Annotated in this window: 15 protein-coding genes and 1 pseudogene; 10 read left to right on the top strand and 6 right to left on the bottom strand. The window is 73.1% G+C overall.

Annotation, left to right across the window (positions count from 1 at the left end; translation table 11 throughout):
- Positions 1 to 177: 177 nt before the first annotated feature.
- Both GKC29_RS08905 and GKC29_RS08900 read left to right on the top strand, forming a co-directional pair.
- Positions 178 to 591 (top strand): winged helix-turn-helix domain-containing protein, encoded by a 414-nt coding sequence (locus tag GKC29_RS08905; RefSeq protein WP_155330367.1) that lies wholly within the window; start codon positions 178 to 180, stop codon positions 589 to 591.
- A gap of 104 nt (positions 592 to 695) precedes the next feature.
- Positions 696 to 1,445 (top strand): hypothetical protein, encoded by a 750-nt coding sequence (locus GKC29_RS08900; protein WP_230688966.1) that lies wholly within the window; start codon positions 696 to 698, stop codon positions 1,443 to 1,445.
- A gap of 38 nt (positions 1,446 to 1,483) precedes the next feature.
- Here the strand turns inward: GKC29_RS08900 and GKC29_RS08895 are convergent, their stop codons facing one another.
- Together GKC29_RS08895 and GKC29_RS08890 are read right to left on the bottom strand one after the other, a co-directional pair.
- Positions 1,484 to 1,846 (bottom strand): cupin domain-containing protein, encoded by a 363-nt coding sequence (locus tag GKC29_RS08895; RefSeq protein WP_196255840.1) that lies wholly within the window; start codon positions 1,844 to 1,846, stop codon positions 1,484 to 1,486.
- A 151-nt stretch (positions 1,847 to 1,997) separates the two neighbouring features.
- The gene (locus tag GKC29_RS08890) at positions 1,998 to 3,164 is read right to left on the bottom strand and encodes a glycosyltransferase (protein WP_155330365.1); all 1,167 of its coding nucleotides are present in this window, start codon (positions 3,162 to 3,164) and stop codon (positions 1,998 to 2,000) included.
- A 370-nt stretch (positions 3,165 to 3,534) separates the two neighbouring features.
- On the opposite strand from GKC29_RS08890, the gene GKC29_RS08885 reads away from it, so the two are divergent.
- Both GKC29_RS08885 and GKC29_RS08880 read left to right on the top strand, forming a co-directional pair.
- Complete coding sequence (locus GKC29_RS08885; RefSeq protein WP_230688965.1) at positions 3,535 to 4,716, top strand: low temperature requirement protein A; 1,182 nt, start codon at positions 3,535 to 3,537, stop codon at positions 4,714 to 4,716.
- A gap of 71 nt (positions 4,717 to 4,787) precedes the next feature.
- The gene (locus GKC29_RS08880) at positions 4,788 to 4,928 is read left to right on the top strand and encodes a hypothetical protein (protein ID WP_230688964.1); all 141 of its coding nucleotides are present in this window, start codon (positions 4,788 to 4,790) and stop codon (positions 4,926 to 4,928) included.
- Between the two features lie 20 nt (positions 4,929 to 4,948).
- Here the strand turns inward: GKC29_RS08880 and ychF are convergent, their stop codons facing one another.
- The 3 genes from ychF to GKC29_RS08865 form a co-directional block, all read right to left on the bottom strand.
- Entirely contained in the window at positions 4,949 to 6,034 is a 1,086-nt protein-coding gene (gene ychF / locus GKC29_RS08875) for a redox-regulated ATPase YchF (protein ID WP_155330364.1), read from the bottom strand.
- A 167-nt stretch (positions 6,035 to 6,201) separates the two neighbouring features.
- Positions 6,202 to 6,966 (bottom strand): peptidase E, encoded by a 765-nt coding sequence (locus GKC29_RS08870; RefSeq protein WP_196255898.1) that lies wholly within the window; start codon positions 6,964 to 6,966, stop codon positions 6,202 to 6,204.
- Between the two features lie 164 nt (positions 6,967 to 7,130).
- Positions 7,131 to 7,634, bottom strand: coding sequence for a MarR family winged helix-turn-helix transcriptional regulator (locus tag GKC29_RS08865; RefSeq protein ID WP_230688963.1), 504 nt, complete (start codon positions 7,632 to 7,634; stop codon positions 7,131 to 7,133).
- Between the two features lie 96 nt (positions 7,635 to 7,730).
- Here GKC29_RS08865 and GKC29_RS08860 point away from each other — a divergent pair.
- Positions 7,731 to 8,546: pseudogene (locus GKC29_RS08860) on the top strand (EamA family transporter); the annotation flags it as partial.
- A gap of 53 nt (positions 8,547 to 8,599) precedes the next feature.
- Here the strand turns inward: GKC29_RS08860 and GKC29_RS29870 are convergent.
- Positions 8,600 to 9,082: a hypothetical protein gene (locus GKC29_RS29870; RefSeq protein WP_230688962.1), complete on the bottom strand. Its 483-nt coding sequence runs from the start codon at positions 9,080 to 9,082 to the stop codon at positions 8,600 to 8,602.
- A 121-nt stretch (positions 9,083 to 9,203) separates the two neighbouring features.
- On the opposite strand from GKC29_RS29870, the gene GKC29_RS08855 reads away from it, so the two are divergent.
- The 5 genes from GKC29_RS08855 to GKC29_RS08835 all read left to right on the top strand — a co-directional run bounded on the left by GKC29_RS08855 (position 9,204) and on the right by GKC29_RS08835 (position 15,872).
- A complete protein-coding gene (locus tag GKC29_RS08855; RefSeq protein ID WP_155330361.1) occupies positions 9,204 to 9,998 on the top strand; it encodes an alpha/beta hydrolase in 795 nt (264 codons plus the stop codon).
- Positions 9,999 to 10,062: 64 nt separating this feature from the next.
- On the top strand, positions 10,063 to 11,568 hold the full coding sequence (locus GKC29_RS08850; RefSeq protein ID WP_155330360.1) for an AlkA N-terminal domain-containing protein: 1,506 nt from the start codon (positions 10,063 to 10,065) through the stop codon (positions 11,566 to 11,568).
- Complete coding sequence (locus GKC29_RS08845) at positions 11,565 to 12,077, top strand: methylated-DNA--[protein]-cysteine S-methyltransferase (protein ID WP_155330359.1); 513 nt, start codon at positions 11,565 to 11,567, stop codon at positions 12,075 to 12,077. Before GKC29_RS08850 ends, GKC29_RS08845 begins: the two co-directional genes overlap by 4 nt.
- A 37-nt stretch (positions 12,078 to 12,114) precedes the next feature.
- Positions 12,115 to 13,953, top strand: a complete 1,839-nt coding sequence (locus GKC29_RS08840) for an ABC transporter ATP-binding protein (RefSeq protein ID WP_155330358.1) — start codon at positions 12,115 to 12,117, stop codon at positions 13,951 to 13,953.
- Positions 13,950 to 15,872, top strand: a complete 1,923-nt coding sequence (locus GKC29_RS08835; protein WP_155330357.1) for an ABC transporter ATP-binding protein — start codon at positions 13,950 to 13,952, stop codon at positions 15,870 to 15,872. The genes GKC29_RS08840 and GKC29_RS08835 overlap by 4 nt, the downstream gene beginning before the upstream one ends.
- Positions 15,873 to 15,885 lie beyond the last annotated feature (13 nt).

The raw sequence follows: 15,885 nt of genomic DNA, 5'->3' as shown, positions 1-15,885 counted from the left end.
CCTGCGATCGCAGCCAGAGCCGGCGGCGCGGCAGCAGAGCTGCTGCTCGGAAGGGTGATTGCGAGATTTGCACCTAGCGACCACCCACCGTGACGACGACCCTATAGGAATCGCCCTATGGCCACAAGGCCATACGGGTAAGAGCACACGTATCCATGAGGTGTCAAGGCTTGACGCATGAGTATCGATCCGCGGTCGCACACGCCGGTCTACGTCCAGCTCGCCGACCTGCTCCGCGATCAGATCGAGTCCGGCGAACTCACCCCTGGCGCCCAGATCGGCAGCGAGGCGCGACTGAGTCAGGAGTACGGGATCGGTAGGGATGCCGTCCGAATGGCCATCTCGGTCTTGCGGTACGAGGGCCTGGTCAACACCAGCCGAGGCCACGGCACGACCGTTCGACCACAGCCGCAGCGCAGGCGCGTGGAGCTACCGCCGGGCGCGTCGGTGATCGCCCGAATGCCCACCAGCAACGAGCGCCGCCGGATGGACATGGACGAAGGCGTGCCGGTACTTGAGGTCCGCGACCAGAACCATCAGGTCCAGCTCCATCCGGGTGACGAGGTCGAGCTGACCCGTCCGGCCGACTGATCCACTCGACTTCCTGCCGGCTGATTATCACCGTCCACCGGGGCAGCCCTGATGGACGGTGAAAGCTACGCTGTGCCGCACTCGACGGGGAGACGGTGAGTTCGGTGGGTGGACGGGCGCTACGCGTGGTGATGGTTCTGCTCGGCGCGGTGTTGCTGGGCACGGCCGGGCTGAGCGCGGGAGCCTGGTACGGCGGCCGGGGTGCCACCCCGCCCACCCCGGAGCGGTCGACGGCCGTGGCGGAGGAGCTGCTCCCCGGCACCCACGCATCGGGATCGATGATCGTGCGAGGTTGGCGGTACGGCGTCGTCCTCGCCGACGACGACTACGGCTCCGGGCGCACCGAGCTGCACTACGGGGAGAGCCCGGACTGCGCGCTCACCGGGCTCCTGCGGCGTACCGCGGAATCCCGGGGCTGGCGGGACGGCCGCGCCGTGCCGGGCAGTCCGTGCGACGGCTGGCGGGTCGAGCGGGACGGGCTGCTCGTCACGCTCGTGCAGCACCCGACCGGCACCCGCCTCGCCGTCACGGCGGCACCGCCCGCCGGCTTCGAGGTCGCCGTGGTCGGCGGCACCGTGCTCGGCGCGCTCGCCGGCGCGGGACTGTTCCTCCTGCTGGCTCGCACCCGCCGGCAGCCGCTCGCCGCCGCCCTGGTGACCGTCGGCCTGCTGCCGGGTGCGCAGTCCACCTGGTCCGATCTGCTCACCGACGGGCTGGCCGCGCCGACCTGGCCCGCGTGGCGGGCGTTGGCGCCCGTGCTGGTGCCATGGCTGGTGATCGCGCTGGTCACGGCGGCAGTCCTCGCCCGACCCGCCACCCGACCGGCCACCCCCGCACCTGCCGAAGCGACCTAGACGAGGCAGCCAGAAGCAGGTGCCAGCGCGACACCCGTCTAGCCGCTGAGGTCGTCCTCCAGCCAGTGCACGGAGATGGCGAGGAGCGGCTCGGGTCCGTCGTTGCGAACCTGGTGCGGCACCTGGCTCTCGAAGGCCACGACATCCCCGGCGCCGACAGCGGTCGTCTGGTCGGCCCACGTCAACGTGCCGGTGCCCGTCACGATGACCCACACCTCACGGGACCGGTGGACGTCGAGATCGTTGGACGTCCCGGGGGCCACCGACCACCGGGCGACCTCGAACGGGGCGGGCGCCGCCGACGGGAACGGCAGGCGGGCGCGGTGCACGGGACCGCCCTCGGCGAAGGTGTACCAGTGTGCGAAGGGCACGGGACCACTGGCTCGGCTGGTGCTCGGCATGCCGTCGAGGCTGCCGCCCCGACGCTGACCCGTCTGGCGGCAATCGGTCATCGTGGTCGCCGAGCGGCTGCCGACGTACCTTGCCGGAGACGCCGGACGTCCATCGGGCATGGTCCGCGATGAACGGCTACTCCGCGTGCCGTGCGGAGAATCACCGCAGGGGTGCCACGGCGCCGCTTTCGGAGACGTACGCGACCAGGCGTTCAGCCACCTCGGAGGCCGACGGCATGGCGGCGATCTCGTCACTGAGACGCTGTGCCGCCACGGTGAACGCGGGCTCGGTGAGCAGCCGGGCCAGCGCGGCGGCGACGGCCGAAGGTTCCTGCTCCCCGATCGGCAGGGCCAGTCCGGCTCCGGCAGCCTCGACGCGCTTCGCCTGGCGCTCCTGCCCTTCCGTGCCGGGCACGACGACGGCGGGGAGGCCGCGCGCCGCCGTGCCGAAGGTCGTGCCCGAACCGCCGTGGTGGACCACGGCCGTGACGCCGTCCAGCAGCTCCGCCGCCGGCACGAAGGAGAACAGTTCCACCCGTCCCGGCTCCAGTCCGAACTCCTCAGCCGGGCGGCCGCCCGTCGCCGCCACCAGGTCGACGTCGAGGGCGCTCAACGACCGAAGCACCGGGCCGAGCGCGGACGGGGCCCCGGGAGCGGTACTGAGGCTGACCAGTACGCGGGGTCGGCCGGTACCCGGAACGCGGGCCGCACGCGGCGCGCCGTCGGGGGCCTGGTGCGGCTCCGGCCGCAGCGCGATGTGATCGAGCGGCGGCAGCGCACCGCCCCGTTGCAGGCTCGGTGGGCAGAGGTCGAGCAGCCAGCGGCCGGACGGCACGTGGTCCGGCGCGGCCAGACCGCGACTGAGGTACCGGGAGCGCGCCGCCACGGCAAGGGCGGCCAGGGATCCCGGCTCCAGCGCCGGGTCGATCGCCACCGCCGCGGACGGCAGCTCGATCATGGCCGCGACGAGCGGACCCACGAAGTCGAGGTGCTCGGAGACGACCAGATCCGGCCGCCAGGCACGCGACCCGGCCAGAGCCTCGTCCACGGCCAGGTCGACGCGCACCCCGGCGAAGAACTCGCCGACGAGTTCCGGCGTCCTGCTGACCAGGATGTTGGTGCCGGTTCGACGCGCCAGCTCGTCGATCACCACGCCCGCTGTCGGACCGGCGGCGATCAGCTCGAAGCCTTCCGCCTCGACGGCAGCGGCCATGCCGGCGGCGCTGACGAAGGCAACGGAATGCCCCCGCTTGCGCAGGGCACGGGCCAACGGGAGTAGGGGCAGGAAATGGCCGTTGATCGGATTGTTGAAGAAGAGGACGCGCACTACGAGGAGCCTAGTCGGCGGGCGGGACCGCACGAGCCCTGGGTGCTGCCGGCAGCCGTACGGTGACGGTGATGGCCCGGCTGCGCCCGCCGGTCGCTTCAACGAGCCGGGCCGCACCTACGAGATCGGGCCTGAGACACTCGGCCCGTGGCCGTAACGCAGCAACTGGCAGGACTTTCTGCGGACCAGGACTGATCATCACAAATTCGTCGCCGGGACGTGTCACCCACGTCCCGAGACTGATCTGTCACGCAGGTCCTGAGACCCGACAGCCCGTGTAACGCGGCCGCGGCCACAGATCCTCCTCGCCAACGTCGCCGCGTGGTACGAATGCTTCAAGCCCCCGACAAAAGCCGGCAGAACGGGCGGGATGATGACGGCGAGCGGTGCCAAGCTGCTGCGAGGGCCCGAAGCGCCGTGGCGGGCAAACTTCCTGGAGCTGTTCTTCGACTTGGTGTTCGTCGTCGCGCTCGTCCAGCTCTCGCACGGGCTGATCCAGGATCTCACGTGGAGCGGCGCCTTCCAGACGCTGGTGCTGCTGTTGGCGATGTGGTGGGTCTGGTCCGTCACGGCGTGGATAACCGACTTCTACGACCCGCAGCAGCCGGCGCTACAGCTGCTGGTCACCGCGACCATGCTCGGCAGTTTGGTGATGGTGGTCGCGCTGCCCGACGCGTTCGGCGAGCGAGGTCTGGTCTTCGCAGGCACGTACGTCGCCATCCATGTCGGCCGCCAACTCTTCCTCGTCCTCGCTCTGCGTGGCCATGAATTGCAGAGCAGAAGCGTGCGGGTGTTGTTCTGGTTTGGTGTGTCGGCGGTGCCGTGGATCGCGGGGGCGCTCGCGCACGGTGCGGTGCGCGGGGCGCTGTGGACGCTGGCGGTGGCCCTGGACTACACGGCACGCGGATTGCGCTTCCCCACTCCGAGGTTGGGTCGCTCGCCCGAATCGGAGTTCCCGATCGCGGCCGAGCATCTGGCCGAGCGGTACCGGCAGCTCTTTATCATCGCGCTCGGCGAGTTGATCCTGGTCACCGCGTTGACCCTCAGTGGCAGCGGTTTCGCGGCTGATCGGACCGCGGCGTTCGTGGTGTCTTTCGTTGGCACGGCGCTGTTCTGGCGGATCTACATCTACCGCTCGGGAGAGTTGTTGCCGGCTGCCATCGCAGCGGCGATCCACCCAGACCGCATAGCCGTGTCGGCGCTAACCGCTCATCTGCTCATGATGGCCGGCATCGTCGCGACCGCGGTGGGCGACGAACTCGTCATCGCCCATCCACTCGGGGACACACGGCCGGCCTGGGTCGCCGTCATCCTCGGCGGGCCCGCGCTGTTCCTGGTCGGGCGTTCCTTCTTCGAGTACGCGGTGTTCAGCCGCGTGTCCCGGGACCGGGTGATCGGGCTGCTCGTGTTGGTCGCCCTGACACCGCCGATGCTCCTCCTGCCGCCGCTACTGGCCGCCATCGCGGCCATCGCGGTCCTTACCGGGATCGCCATCGCCGACGCAACCCGCGCCCGCGGACGTCCACCCGAGCCGCCGTCACCACCCGGCTAGCCGAAAAGTACCCTTTCCGCGGCTGTTGGCGAAGATGCGCCGCTGTTGGAGGCCGCCGCGATTCTCCGACGATGTCGGCTTCGAACGCGACCCTCGTCCTGTCGACGTACGGTCACCTGATGCCGGACTCGGAGGAGCGGACCCGCCGGGCGGTCGACGAGGCGTGGGGTTGTGCCCCCGGCGTGCCCCAGGGCGAGGCACCAACCTCCTGAGCTGCAGGAATGGGCCGGATTCAGACGTTGAAGCGGAACTCCACCACGTCGCCGTCCTGCATGACGTACTCCTTGCCCTCGATGCGGACCTTGCCCGCCGCCTTGGCCGCGGCCATGCTGCCGGCCGCGACCAGGTCGCCGTAGGAGACGACCTCGGCCTTGATGAAGCCGCGCTGGAAGTCGGAGTGGATGACCCCGGCGGCCTCCGGCGCGGTCGCGCCGATCGGGACGGTCCAGGCCCGCGCTTCCTTGGGGCCGGCGGTGAGGTACGTCTGGAGCCCGAGCGTCCGGAAGCCGACCCGGACGAGCTGGTCCAGCCCGGGCTCGGACTGCCCGATCGACTCCAGCAGCTCGCGGGCCTCCTCCTCGGGCAGGTCCACCAGCTCGGACTCGATCTTGGCGTCCATGAAGACGGCCTCGGCCGGGGCGACCAGGGCGCGCAGCTCGTCGAGGAACTCCGCGTTGGCCAGCTCGGCCTCGTCGACGTTGAAGACGTACAGGAACGGCTTGGTGGTGAGCAGGTGCAGCTCACGCAGGTGCTCCAGCTCGATCCCGGCGGCGGCCGCGCCCGCGTAGAGGGTGGTACCACCGTCGAGCACGTCAACGGCGGCCTTGGCGGCGGCCAGGGCGGCGGCCCGGTCCTTGCGGAGCTTGGCCTCCTTCTCCAGCCGCGGCACGGCCTTCTCCAGCGTCTGGATGTCGGCGAGGATCAGCTCGGTGTTGATCGTCTCGATGTCGTCGGCCGGGGAGACCTTGCCGTCGACGTGCACCACGTTCGGGTCGGAGAAGGCGCGCACCACCTGGCAGATCGCGGAGGCGTCGCGGATGTTGGCGAGGAACGCGTTGCCCCGCCCCTGCCCCTTGGAGGCGCCGCGCACCAGGCCGGCGATGTCGACGAACGACACCGGCGCGGGGATCACCTTCTGCGAGGTGAAGATCTCGGCGAGCTTGTGCAGCCGCTCGTCCGGCAGACCGACGACACCGACGTTGGGCTCGATGGTGGCGAAGGGGTAGTTCGCCGCGAGCACGTCGTTCTTGGTCAGGGCGTTGAACAGCGTGCTCTTGCCGACGTTGGGTAGGCCGACGATGCCGATGGTGAGACTCACGACGAGCCAGCTTACGCCGGTGCCCACCGGCCGCCGGCACCTGGCTCGGCTTTCGGGCTCCACCGGCACGGGTCGTCGCCGGGGCGCTGCTGCGGGCGGTCGAGGGGCCCGGGGTCCGGGCCACCGTCTGCGCCGCCTTCGAGGACCGGGTCTGACGCGGGGCCCGGTCAGTCGAGCAGGCGCGGGCCGATCGGCGTTTCGCGTACGCTGCCGTCCGGGCCCCGGCTGACCTCGTACGCCGACACCCCCGGACGGTCCGCGACCGCCTCGACCAGCCGTTCACCCCGGTAGAGCAGGCCGGTGCCGTCGTCGGTGCAGTGCGCGGTCGGCAGCGTTCCGTCGCCGACCAGCCGGTGCATCAGCGGCCGGCGCTGCTCCTCGCTGTCGTAGTGCACGCCGTTGCCGTACGGCAGCCAGCCCAGCCCGCCGGTGAAGCCGCGCAGCGTGGGGCCGAAGCTGTCGGTGGCGCCACCGGTGTGCCAGCAGATGGAGCCGGCCGACACGCCGCCCAGCACGACGCCGGCCTCCCAGCACTCCCGCAGGATCTCGCCGAGGCCGTGCACCCCCCACACGGCCACCAGGTTCACCACGCTGCCACCGCCGACCCAGATCACGTCCTGCGCCCGCAGGTGCGCCCGGACGTCGTCGACGTTCGGCATCGGGAACAGCGCCAGGTGGGTCATGCGGAAGCGACTGCCGGCGAACGCCTCGTACACCCGGGTCAGCGTGGTGGGCTGGTCCCCCTCGGCCTGGTTGAGGAAGCAGATCCTGGGCTCGCGCCCGGCCTCGGCCAGGTCGGCGGCCAGGTGGAAGATCGGGTTGATCCGCCGGGCCGCACCGTCCTTGCGCGGCGCGTAGATGCCCATGCTGGTCGCGAGGATGGTCGGTTCGCTGGCGGCCACGGTCGTCCTTCCGTCGGGAGCGCCGCCCATCCTGCCGCAGCCCGCGCGCATCCCGCTCATCGGCCACCGCCACGTCGGCTCGTCACCGACCGGGTCGATCAAGAGCAGTTGGGCGGTGGAAAGCGTCTCCCGGCCCCACAACCTCTTGATCAACAGGAGTCGGCGGCGCGGACGGGTCTGGCGCGCGGCGCAGGTCAGCGGTCGACGTCGGTCACCGCGCCGAGGAGGGTACGCAGCAGGTCGCCGAGGCGCTCCTGGTCCTCCGGTGGCAGCGCGTCGAGCAGCCGGCGCTGCACCGCGAGACCCGCCTCCGCCGCCTCCTCGACCAACTCCCGGCCGGCGTCGGTGAGGGTCACCTGGAGGCCCCGCCGGTCCGCCGGATCGGGCGAGCGGCGGACCAGTCCGGCCCGTTCCAGCCGGTCGAGCCGGCCGGTCATGCCGCCCGAGGTGAGCATCATCGACGCGGCGAGCGCCTTCGGCGGCAGCGTGTACGGGGCACCGGCGCGGCGCAGCGCGGCGAGCACGTCGAACTCTCCCCGGCTGATCGACCATCGGGCGTACGTGCGCTCCTGCTCGTCGCCGACCAGGCGGGCCAGCCGGTAGATGCGGCCGAAGACGGCCATCGGCTCGGGTCGCATGCCCGGGCGTTCCCGCCGCCACTGCTCGACGATGCCGTCGACGTCGTCCCGTTGCGCCACATCCGGATTGTGCCGCACCTCGCACCCCTCGCATCACTCGACTTTAAGTAGCTTAGCACTAAGCTACTTAGCGAAGAGCATTTTGAGGAGGAGCCCATGGACCACCGCCGGCTCGACCCCCTGGTCACCGCTGCGGCGCCGATCGCCTGGGGAACCACGTACCTGGTCACCAGCGAACTACTGCCGCCGGACCGGCCGCTCTGGTCCGGCGCGTTCCGGGCCCTGCCCGCCGGGCTGCTGCTGCTCGCCGTCACCCGGCACCGGCCACACGGCTCCTGGTGGTGGCGGAGCGCCGTGCTCGGCGCGCTGAACATCGGCGCGTTCTTCCCGCTGCTCTTCCTGGCCGCGTACCGGCTGCCCGGCGGGACGGCCGCCGTCCTCGGCGCCACCCAACCCCTGCTGGTCGCCGGCCTCACCGTGCTGGTGCTCCGCGAGCGTCCCCGCCGGTGGGCGCTCGCCGCGGCGGTGACAGCGCTGGTCGGGGTCACGCTGGTGGTGCTCCGCCCGGGCGCCGGGCTGGACGCCCTCGGCGTGGCGGCCGGGCTGACCGCCACCGCGGCGATGGGGACCGGGCTGGTGCTGACCCGGCGGTGGGGACGCCCACCGGGGGTCGGGACACTCACCGCCACCGGGTGGCAGCTCACCGCCGGCGGGCTGCTGGTGGTGCCCGTCGCCGTGCTGGTCGAGGGGGCGGTGCCGCGCCCCGACCCGCCCGCGCTGGCCGGGTACGCCTGGCTGACGCTGGTCGGCACGGCCCTGGCGTACGCCCTCTGGTTCCGCGGGGCCGCCCGGCTGCCCGTCACCCAGGTCTCCCTGCTCGGCGCGCTGAGCCCGCTGACCGCCGCCGTGCTCGGCTGGGCGGTGCTCGGCCAGGCGCTGACCGGGTGGCAGCTCGCCGGCTTCGCGCTGGCCGTCGGCGCCACCGTGGCCGGCCAGCTTCCCCCACGCCGGCCGGCCGGCGAGCGTCAGTCGCGGGGACCGGGCTGGCGGGGGACGACGGGCTCGATCCGCAGCGTGCCGGGGGCCAGCTCGGCGGCGGCGGCGAGCGGCAGGGTGAACCGGGCGTCGGCGGCCGGGACGGTCGCGTACGACTCGCGGAGCATCCACCGGACCTCGTCGGCCGTCCAGCCCAGGCCGGGCCGGGCGGCGATCTCCCGCAGCAGGCGCAGCGCGGCCCGGGTGTCGTCGTCGTAGAACCGCATGCACCAGTGGTGCACCCACATGCCGAGGGCGCGCAGCCCGTCGTCGTCCAATGAACGGACGAGCCGGCCGCAGGCGGTGTCGCCGAAGGCGCGCCCCGGGTCACCGGCGCGGTCCCGGTCGAGGGCGCCGACCGCAGCGGGAGCGACGGCCCGCATGCGGAAGTAGAAGCCCTGCACCACCGCCCGCTCCAGCGGAGGGTGCCCGTCCCGCGTCGACGCCGCCTGCCGACCCGCCCCGCTCGCCATCGCCGCACCCCTTCTTGAGTTGATGGCGGGACGGTACCGGCCACAACCGACAGTTTCCCGCACGACCGGAGCGAACGCGCGGCTAGGCTCCGCAGGACGGGCCAGGTAGCCGGGGGGTGTCATGAAGCCCGACACGATCGTGCTCATCCACGGCTTCTGGGTGACCCCGCTGAGCTGGGAGGGGTGGAAGGCCCACTACGAGGCCCAGGGGTACCGGGTCCTCACGCCCGGCTATCCGGGCTTCGAGGTGGGCGTGGAGGCACTGAACTCCGACCCGACCCCGATCGAGCGACTGACCGTGCCGGACATCATCGCGTCCCTCGAGGCCGTGCTCCGCGAGCTGGACCGGCCGCCGATCATCATGGGCCACTCCGCGGGCGGCGCGTTCGCCCAGATCCTGCTCGACCACGGCTTCGGCGCGGCCGGCGTCGCCCTCAACTCGGCACCGACCGAGGGCGTCAAGGTGGCGCCCCCGGCGCAGCTCAAGGCGTCCTTCCCGGTGCTACGCCATCCGTTCGACCGCGAGCGGGCGACCGGACTCAGCCCCGAGCAGTGGCGGTACGCGTTCACCAACACGTTCCCGGAGGAGGAGTCGCTCGCCCTGTACCGGCGCTACCACGTCCCCGCCTCCGCGGCGATCTTCTGGGGCAGCCTGCTCGCCAACGTCCAGCCCGGCCGGCAGGACACCTGGGTCGACTACCGGAACGACGCCCGGGCGCCGCTGCTGTTCATCTCCGGCGGCGAGGACCACCTGATGCCGCCCGCGGTGCAGCGGTCGAACGTGGCGCACTACACGCCGAACGCGGTCACGGAGATCCGTGAGTACCCGGGCTACGCCCACCTGCTGCCGGCGCAGCAGGGCTCGGAGCGGATCGCGGACGAGGCGCTGGCCTGGGCGCTGGAGCACGCAAGCTAGCCGGTCCACGGCCACGTCCGATTCCCGCCAGCAGACGCGTCCGGCGCGGAGGCATCATCGGTGCGTGGACCTGGACTTCGAACGGTGCTACCGGGCCGTCGACAGCCGCGACCAGCGGTTCGACGGCTGGTTCTACACCGGCGTGACCTCTACCGGCATCTACTGCCGGCCGTCCTGCCCGGCGATCACCCCGAAGCGGCAGAACGTCCGGTTCTTCCCGTCGGCCGCCGCCGCACAGGGCGCCGGCCTGCGCGCCTGCCGCCGGTGCCGGCCGGACGCCGCGCCCGGGTCCCCGCAGTGGGACGTCCGGGCCGACGTGGTGGGTCGCGCCATGCGGCTGATCGCCGACGGTGTCGTCGACCGGGACGGGGTGCCGGGCCTCGCGGCGCGGCTCGGCTACACCGAGCGGCACCTGCACCGGATGCTCCGCGCCGAGTTGGGCGCCGGCCCGCTCGCCCTGGCCCGGGCGCAGCGCGCGCAGACCGCGCGGACCCTGATCGAGACCACCGCGCTCGGGATGGCGGACGTCGCGTTCGCGGCCGGGTTCGGCAGCGTCCGGCAGTTTAACGACACGGTCCGCGAGGTGTACGGGGTCGCGCCGACCGAGCTGCGGACCGCCCGGGGCCAGCGTCCGGCGCCGGCCGGGGCGGGCACGATCACCGTACGGCTCGCGTACCGGCCGCCGCTGCACGCCCGGGCCCTGCTGGACTTCCTCGCCCTCCGGGCGCTGCCGGCGGTCGACGAGGTGCGCGCCGGCACGTACCACCGGGGCCTGCGGCTGCCGCACGGCACCGGCGAGGCGGCCCTGACCCCGGCGGACGGGCACGTGGTGGCGACGCTGCGGCTGACCGACATGCGGGACCTGGCGCCGGCGGTGGCCCGCTGCCGCCGCCTGCTCGACCTCGACGCCGACCCGGTGGCGGTCGACCAGACGTTGGCCGCCGACCCCGCCCTCGCCCCGGCGGTCGCGGCGGAGCCCGGCATCCGCGTCCCCCGCGCCGCCGACGGCTTCGAGATGGCCGTCCGCGCGATCATCGGCCAGCAGGTCTCGGTGACGTCCGCCCGCACCACCCTGACCCGCCTCCTGACCCACCTCCCCGCCCCGACCGCCGCCGTCGATCATGAAGTTAGCGGGTACGAAGGAGATCAACTCACCCGTCAACTTCATGATCACGCCGAGGCGGGGCGGGGGTTGCGGGGGTTTCCGTCGGCTGGGGAGGTGCTGGGGGTGCCGGATTCGGGGTTTGGGATGCCGGGTGGGCGGCGGGAGACGATCCGGGGGCTGGCGCGGGCGGTGGTCGACGGGGTCCTGGACCTGGAGCCGGGTGGGGATCGGGAGGAGACCCGGCAGCGGCTGCTGGCACTGCCCGGCATCGGGGCGTGGACGGCGGACTACGTCGCGCTGCGCGCGCTCGGCGACCCGGACACGTTCCTCCCCACCGACCTCGCCGTACGCCGCGGCGCCGCCGCCCTCGGCCTGCCGGACGACCCGAAGACCCTCGACACGTACGCCGACCGCTGGCGCCCCTGGCGCTCGTACGCGGTCATCCGACTCTGGAGAGCAGCATGAGCACGATCGACAGCACCGTCATCGCCACCCCGGCCGGCCCGCTCAGCGTCGTCGCCGGACCCGACGGGGCGGTCCGGGCCGCCGGCTTCACCGCCGACCCGCAGACCCTGGTCCCCCTCATCCACCCGAGCCTGCGGGCGCCGCTACGGCCCCGGCCCGACCTCGGCCCGGTCACCGCCGCCGTCGCGTCCTACCTGGACGGCGAACTGACCGCGATCGACACCGTGCCGGTGGAGCAGCACACCGGTGGGGCGTTCATGGCGTACGCGTGGACGGTGCTGCGGGAGGTGAAGCCGGGCGAGCCGGTCACGTACACCGGGTTCGCCGGGCTGGCCGGACGCCCGGCGGCGGTCCGCGCCGCCGCGGCGGCCTGCGCCCGCAACGCCGCCGCGCTCTTCGTCCCCTGCCACCGGGTGCTGCGCACCGACGGGACGCTCGGCGGCTACCGCTGGGGGCTGGACGTGAAGAAGTGGCTTCTCGGTCATGAGCGGCGCTTGACAACAAGCTGACACCGGCACCGCTCCCAATTGCCGCTACCGTCGGGTAGTGCCTGCGGAAAGTGAAGGAGACTCGGTCCCCGCCACGGGCCGACATCCGCTGCACAACCTCTGGCGCCTGCGGCACTACCTGCGCCCGTACGCGGCGGAGTTCGCCTGGCTGCTCGTCGCCGGGCTGGCCGCCACCGCGGCGGGGATCGCGGTGCCCCTGGTGGCGCAGCGCGTCGTGGACGGCCCGGTCGCCCGGCAGGACCCGGGCGGGCTGGTCCGCCTCGCCGGCCTGGCGCTGCTGCTGGGTCTCGCCGAGGCACTGCTGATCTTCATCCGGCGCTGGGTGCAGTCGTCCTCCTCCGTCGGCATGGAGGCGGCCATCCGCGCCGACGTCTACGCCCACCTGCAACGGCTGCCGCCGAGCTTCCACGACCGGTGGCAGTCCGGTCAGCTGCTGTCCCGGATCACCACCGACCTGTCGGTGATCCGCCGGTTCCTCTCCTTCGGCCTGTTCTTCCTGATCCTCAACCTGGTCACCTACGTGGTCGTGGTGGTGCTGCTGATCCGGCTGCACCCCGTGCTGGGGCTGCTGGTGGCGGCGAGCGCGGTGCCGCTGTTCCTCATCGCCCGACGGTTCGCGCAGGCGTACCACACCGCCTCCCGACGCATGCAGGACCAGCAGGGCGACGTGGCGACCCTGGTCGAGGAGACGGCGCAGGGGCTGCGCACGATGAAGGCGTACGGGCGGGGGCCGCAACTCGCCGCACGGTTCGCCGAGGGGGCCCGGGCCCTGCACGACACCGGCGTCGGCAAGGGGCGGCTGCTCGCCGCGACATCGGCCCGGCTCGACCTGGTGCCGAACCTGACCCTGGGCGTCGTGCTGGTCGCCGGTGCGGCCGCCGCCGCGAGCGGCGCACTCACCATCGGGGAACTGGTGGCGTTCGTCAGCCTCCAGCTCATGCTGGTCTGGCCGGTGCAGGGCCTCGGCTGGATCATCGCCGGCGGGCAGGAGGCGGCGACCGCGGCCGACCGGGTCCGGGAGCTGCTGGACACCACGCCCGCCATCGTGGACCGTCCGCACGCGGTCGCGCTCGGCCGGGCCGCCGTACGCGGCCGGCTGGCGTTCGAAGGGGTCTCGTTCCGCTACCCGGGCGCCACGGCACCCGTCCTGCGGGCCCTCGACCTGACCGTCGAGCCGGGTGAGACGGTGGCGCTGGTGGGCGCGACCGGCTCGGGCAAGAGCACCCTGCTGTCCCTGGTGCCCCGGCTGCACGAGGCGGGCGACGGGCGGATCACGCTGGACGGGCACGACCTGCGGGACCTGCGCCTCGCCTCGCTGCGCCGGCTGGTCGGGGTGGCCTTCGAGGAGCCCACCCTGTTCTCGATGTCGGTGTGGGAGAACCTCACGCTGGGCCGGCCCGACGCCGGTGAGGAGGAGGTCCGGGCCGCACTGGCACTGGCGCAGGCCGACTTCGCGTACGACCTGCCGTGGGGGCTCGCCACCCGCGTCGGAGAGCAGGGCCTGTCGCTCTCCGGCGGGCAGCGGCAGCGGTTGGCGCTGGCCCGGGCCGTGCTCGGCCGGCCGGCGGTGCTCGTGCTCGACGATCCGCTGTCCGCCCTCGACGTGCACACCGAGGCGATGGTGGAGGCGGCGCTGCGCCGGGTGCTGCGCAACACCACCGCGCTGGTGGTCGCGCACCGACCGTCCACCATCACGCTCGCCGACCGGGTCGCCCTGCTCGAGGAGGGACGGATCACGGCGGTGGGCCGCCACTCGCACCTGCTCGGCGCCGTGCCCGCGTACCGTGCGCTGCTCTCGGCGGAACCGCCGACCCGCGCGCCCGGCCCCGCGGCGGGTGGCCCCGCACCCGACGGGCGGGGCCTGGTGCGGTCGTGACGGAGGCCGACGACGACACCGGTGGTCCGCCCGGACCGGTGCCGTCGCCACGACGGCCGCCCGACCCGCAACGACGGCCGCCCGACCTGGACAGTTGGCGCGGGATCGCCACCGACCCGGACGCCGACCGCAGCCACGCCGAGGACACCGACCCCGCGGCGGTGGCCCGCCTCCGCGCGCGCAGCCGGGTGCTGCTGCGGGACCTGCTGCGCCCGCACCGCTGGCGGCTCGCCGTCGCGGTCGCGTTGCTGCTCGGGCAGAACGCAGCCGGCATGGCCGGGCCGTACCTCGTGATGCTCGGCATCGACCGGGGGATCGCGCCGCTACGGGCCGGGAATCCCGGCCCGCTGGTCGGGATCGCCGCCGCGTTCGCCGTCGCCACCGCCATGGAGTACGCGGCACGCCGCGGCTTCCTCGTTCTCTCCGCACGGATCGGCCAGGCCGTCCTGCTCGACCTGCGACAGCGGGTGTACGGCCAGTTCCTGCGGCTGTCGGTGGGATTCCACGAGCGGTACACGTCGGGGCGGATGGTCTCCCGGCTCACCAGCGACCTCGACTCGATCGGCGAGTTGGCCGGCGGCGGCATCGACAGTCTCGTGCTCGCCGCCCTGTCCATCCTCTCGGTCGCCGCCATCCTGCTCTGGCTCGATCCGCCGCTGGCCGGCGTGACTTTGCTCGCGTTCCCGTTCCTGTACTGGCTGTCGCGCTGGTTCGCGCGCGCCTCGGCGGCGGCGTACCGGCGCACGCGGGAGACGATCGCGCTGGTCATCGTCCACGTCGTCGAGTCGATGCGGGGCATCCGGGCGGTGCAGGCGTACCGCCGCGAGCGCCGCAACCAGCGGATCTTCACGGCGGTCAGCGACGACTACCGGCGGGCCAGCCTGCACGCCTTCCGCCTGATCGCCACCTACTCCCCCGGGATCAAGGTGATCGGCAACGTCACCGTGGCGGTGGTGCTGTGCTACGGCGGCTGGCGGGTGCTCGACGGCCACACCGAGATCGGCGTCCTCGCCGCCTTCCTGCTCTACCTGCGGCGGTTCTTCGAGCCCATGCAGGAGCTGAGCCAGTTCTACAACTCGCTGCAGTCGGCCACGGCCGCGCTGGAGAAGCTCGCCGGGGTGCTCGACGAGCGGCCCGCGGTGCCCGAACCGGCCCGGCCGGTGCCGCTGCCGGCCGGGCCGGCCCGCGGCGCGGTCACCTTCCGGGCGGTCACCTTCGGGTACCGCCCGGACGCGCCGATCCTCACCGGCCTGGACCTCGACATCCCGGCCGGGCAGACCGTCGCGCTGATCGGCCCGACCGGCGCCGGCAAGTCGACCGTCGCCAAGCTGCTCGCGCGCTTCCACGACCCGGTGACCGGGGAGGTGCTGCTGGACGGCGTCGACCTGCGCGACGTCGCGGACGCCGACCTGCGCCGCGCGCTCGTGCTGGTCACCCAGGAGACCCACCTCTTCGGCGGCACGGTCGCGGAGAACATCCGGTTCGGCCGTCCCGACGCCGACGACGACGCCGTGGCGGCGGCAGCGCGGGCGATCGGCGCGCACGACTTCATCGCCGCGCTCCCCGAGGGGTACGCCACCCAGGTGCACCGCCGGGGCGGCCGGCTCTCCGCCGGCCAGCGGCAGCTCGTCGCCTTCGCCCGCGCGTTCCTGGCCGACCCGGCGGTGCTGATCCTCGACGAGGCGACCTCGTCACTGGACGTCCCGACCGAACGGGCGGTCCAGCACGCCCTCGGCACCATCCTGCGGGACCGCACCGCGCTGGTCATCGCGCACCGGCTGTCCACCGTGGAAATCGCCGACCGGGTGGTGGTGCTGGAATCGGGGCGGATCGTCGAGGACGGCCCGCCGGCCGAGCTGGTCGCCGCCGACGGCCGGTACGCCGCGCTGCACCGGCAGTGGCGCGACTCGCTCGTGTAGGACCACCCGTGCC

It is taken from the genome of Micromonospora sp. WMMC415, assembly GCF_009707425.1.
Taxonomy (GTDB): Bacteria; Actinomycetota; Actinomycetes; order Mycobacteriales; family Micromonosporaceae; genus Micromonospora.
Note: the sequence above shows the minus strand (reverse complement) of the source record. Positions and strands in the feature narration are given on the sequence as shown.

What these genes read in the sequence shown, in the direction of transcription:
- GKC29_RS08905 (WP_155330367.1), top strand. Translation starts at nt 178, where the DNA reads ATGAGTATCGATCCGCGGTCGCACACGCCGGTCTACGTCCAGCTCGCC.
- GKC29_RS08895 (WP_196255840.1), bottom strand. Translation starts at nt 1,846, where the DNA reads ATGCCGAGCACCAGCCGAGCCAGTGGTCCCGTGCCCTTCGCACACTGG.
- GKC29_RS08885 (WP_230688965.1), top strand. Translation starts at nt 3,535, where the DNA reads ATGATGACGGCGAGCGGTGCCAAGCTGCTGCGAGGGCCCGAAGCGCCG.
- GKC29_RS08880 (WP_230688964.1), top strand. Translation starts at nt 4,788, where the DNA reads ATGTCGGCTTCGAACGCGACCCTCGTCCTGTCGACGTACGGTCACCTG.
- GKC29_RS08870 (WP_196255898.1), bottom strand. Translation starts at nt 6,966, where the DNA reads ATGGGCGGCGCTCCCGACGGAAGGACGACCGTGGCCGCCAGCGAACCG.
- GKC29_RS29870 (WP_230688962.1), bottom strand. Translation starts at nt 9,082, where the DNA reads ATGGCGAGCGGGGCGGGTCGGCAGGCGGCGTCGACGCGGGACGGGCAC.
- GKC29_RS08855 (WP_155330361.1), top strand. Translation starts at nt 9,204, where the DNA reads ATGAAGCCCGACACGATCGTGCTCATCCACGGCTTCTGGGTGACCCCG.
- GKC29_RS08845 (WP_155330359.1), top strand. Translation starts at nt 11,565, where the DNA reads ATGAGCACGATCGACAGCACCGTCATCGCCACCCCGGCCGGCCCGCTC.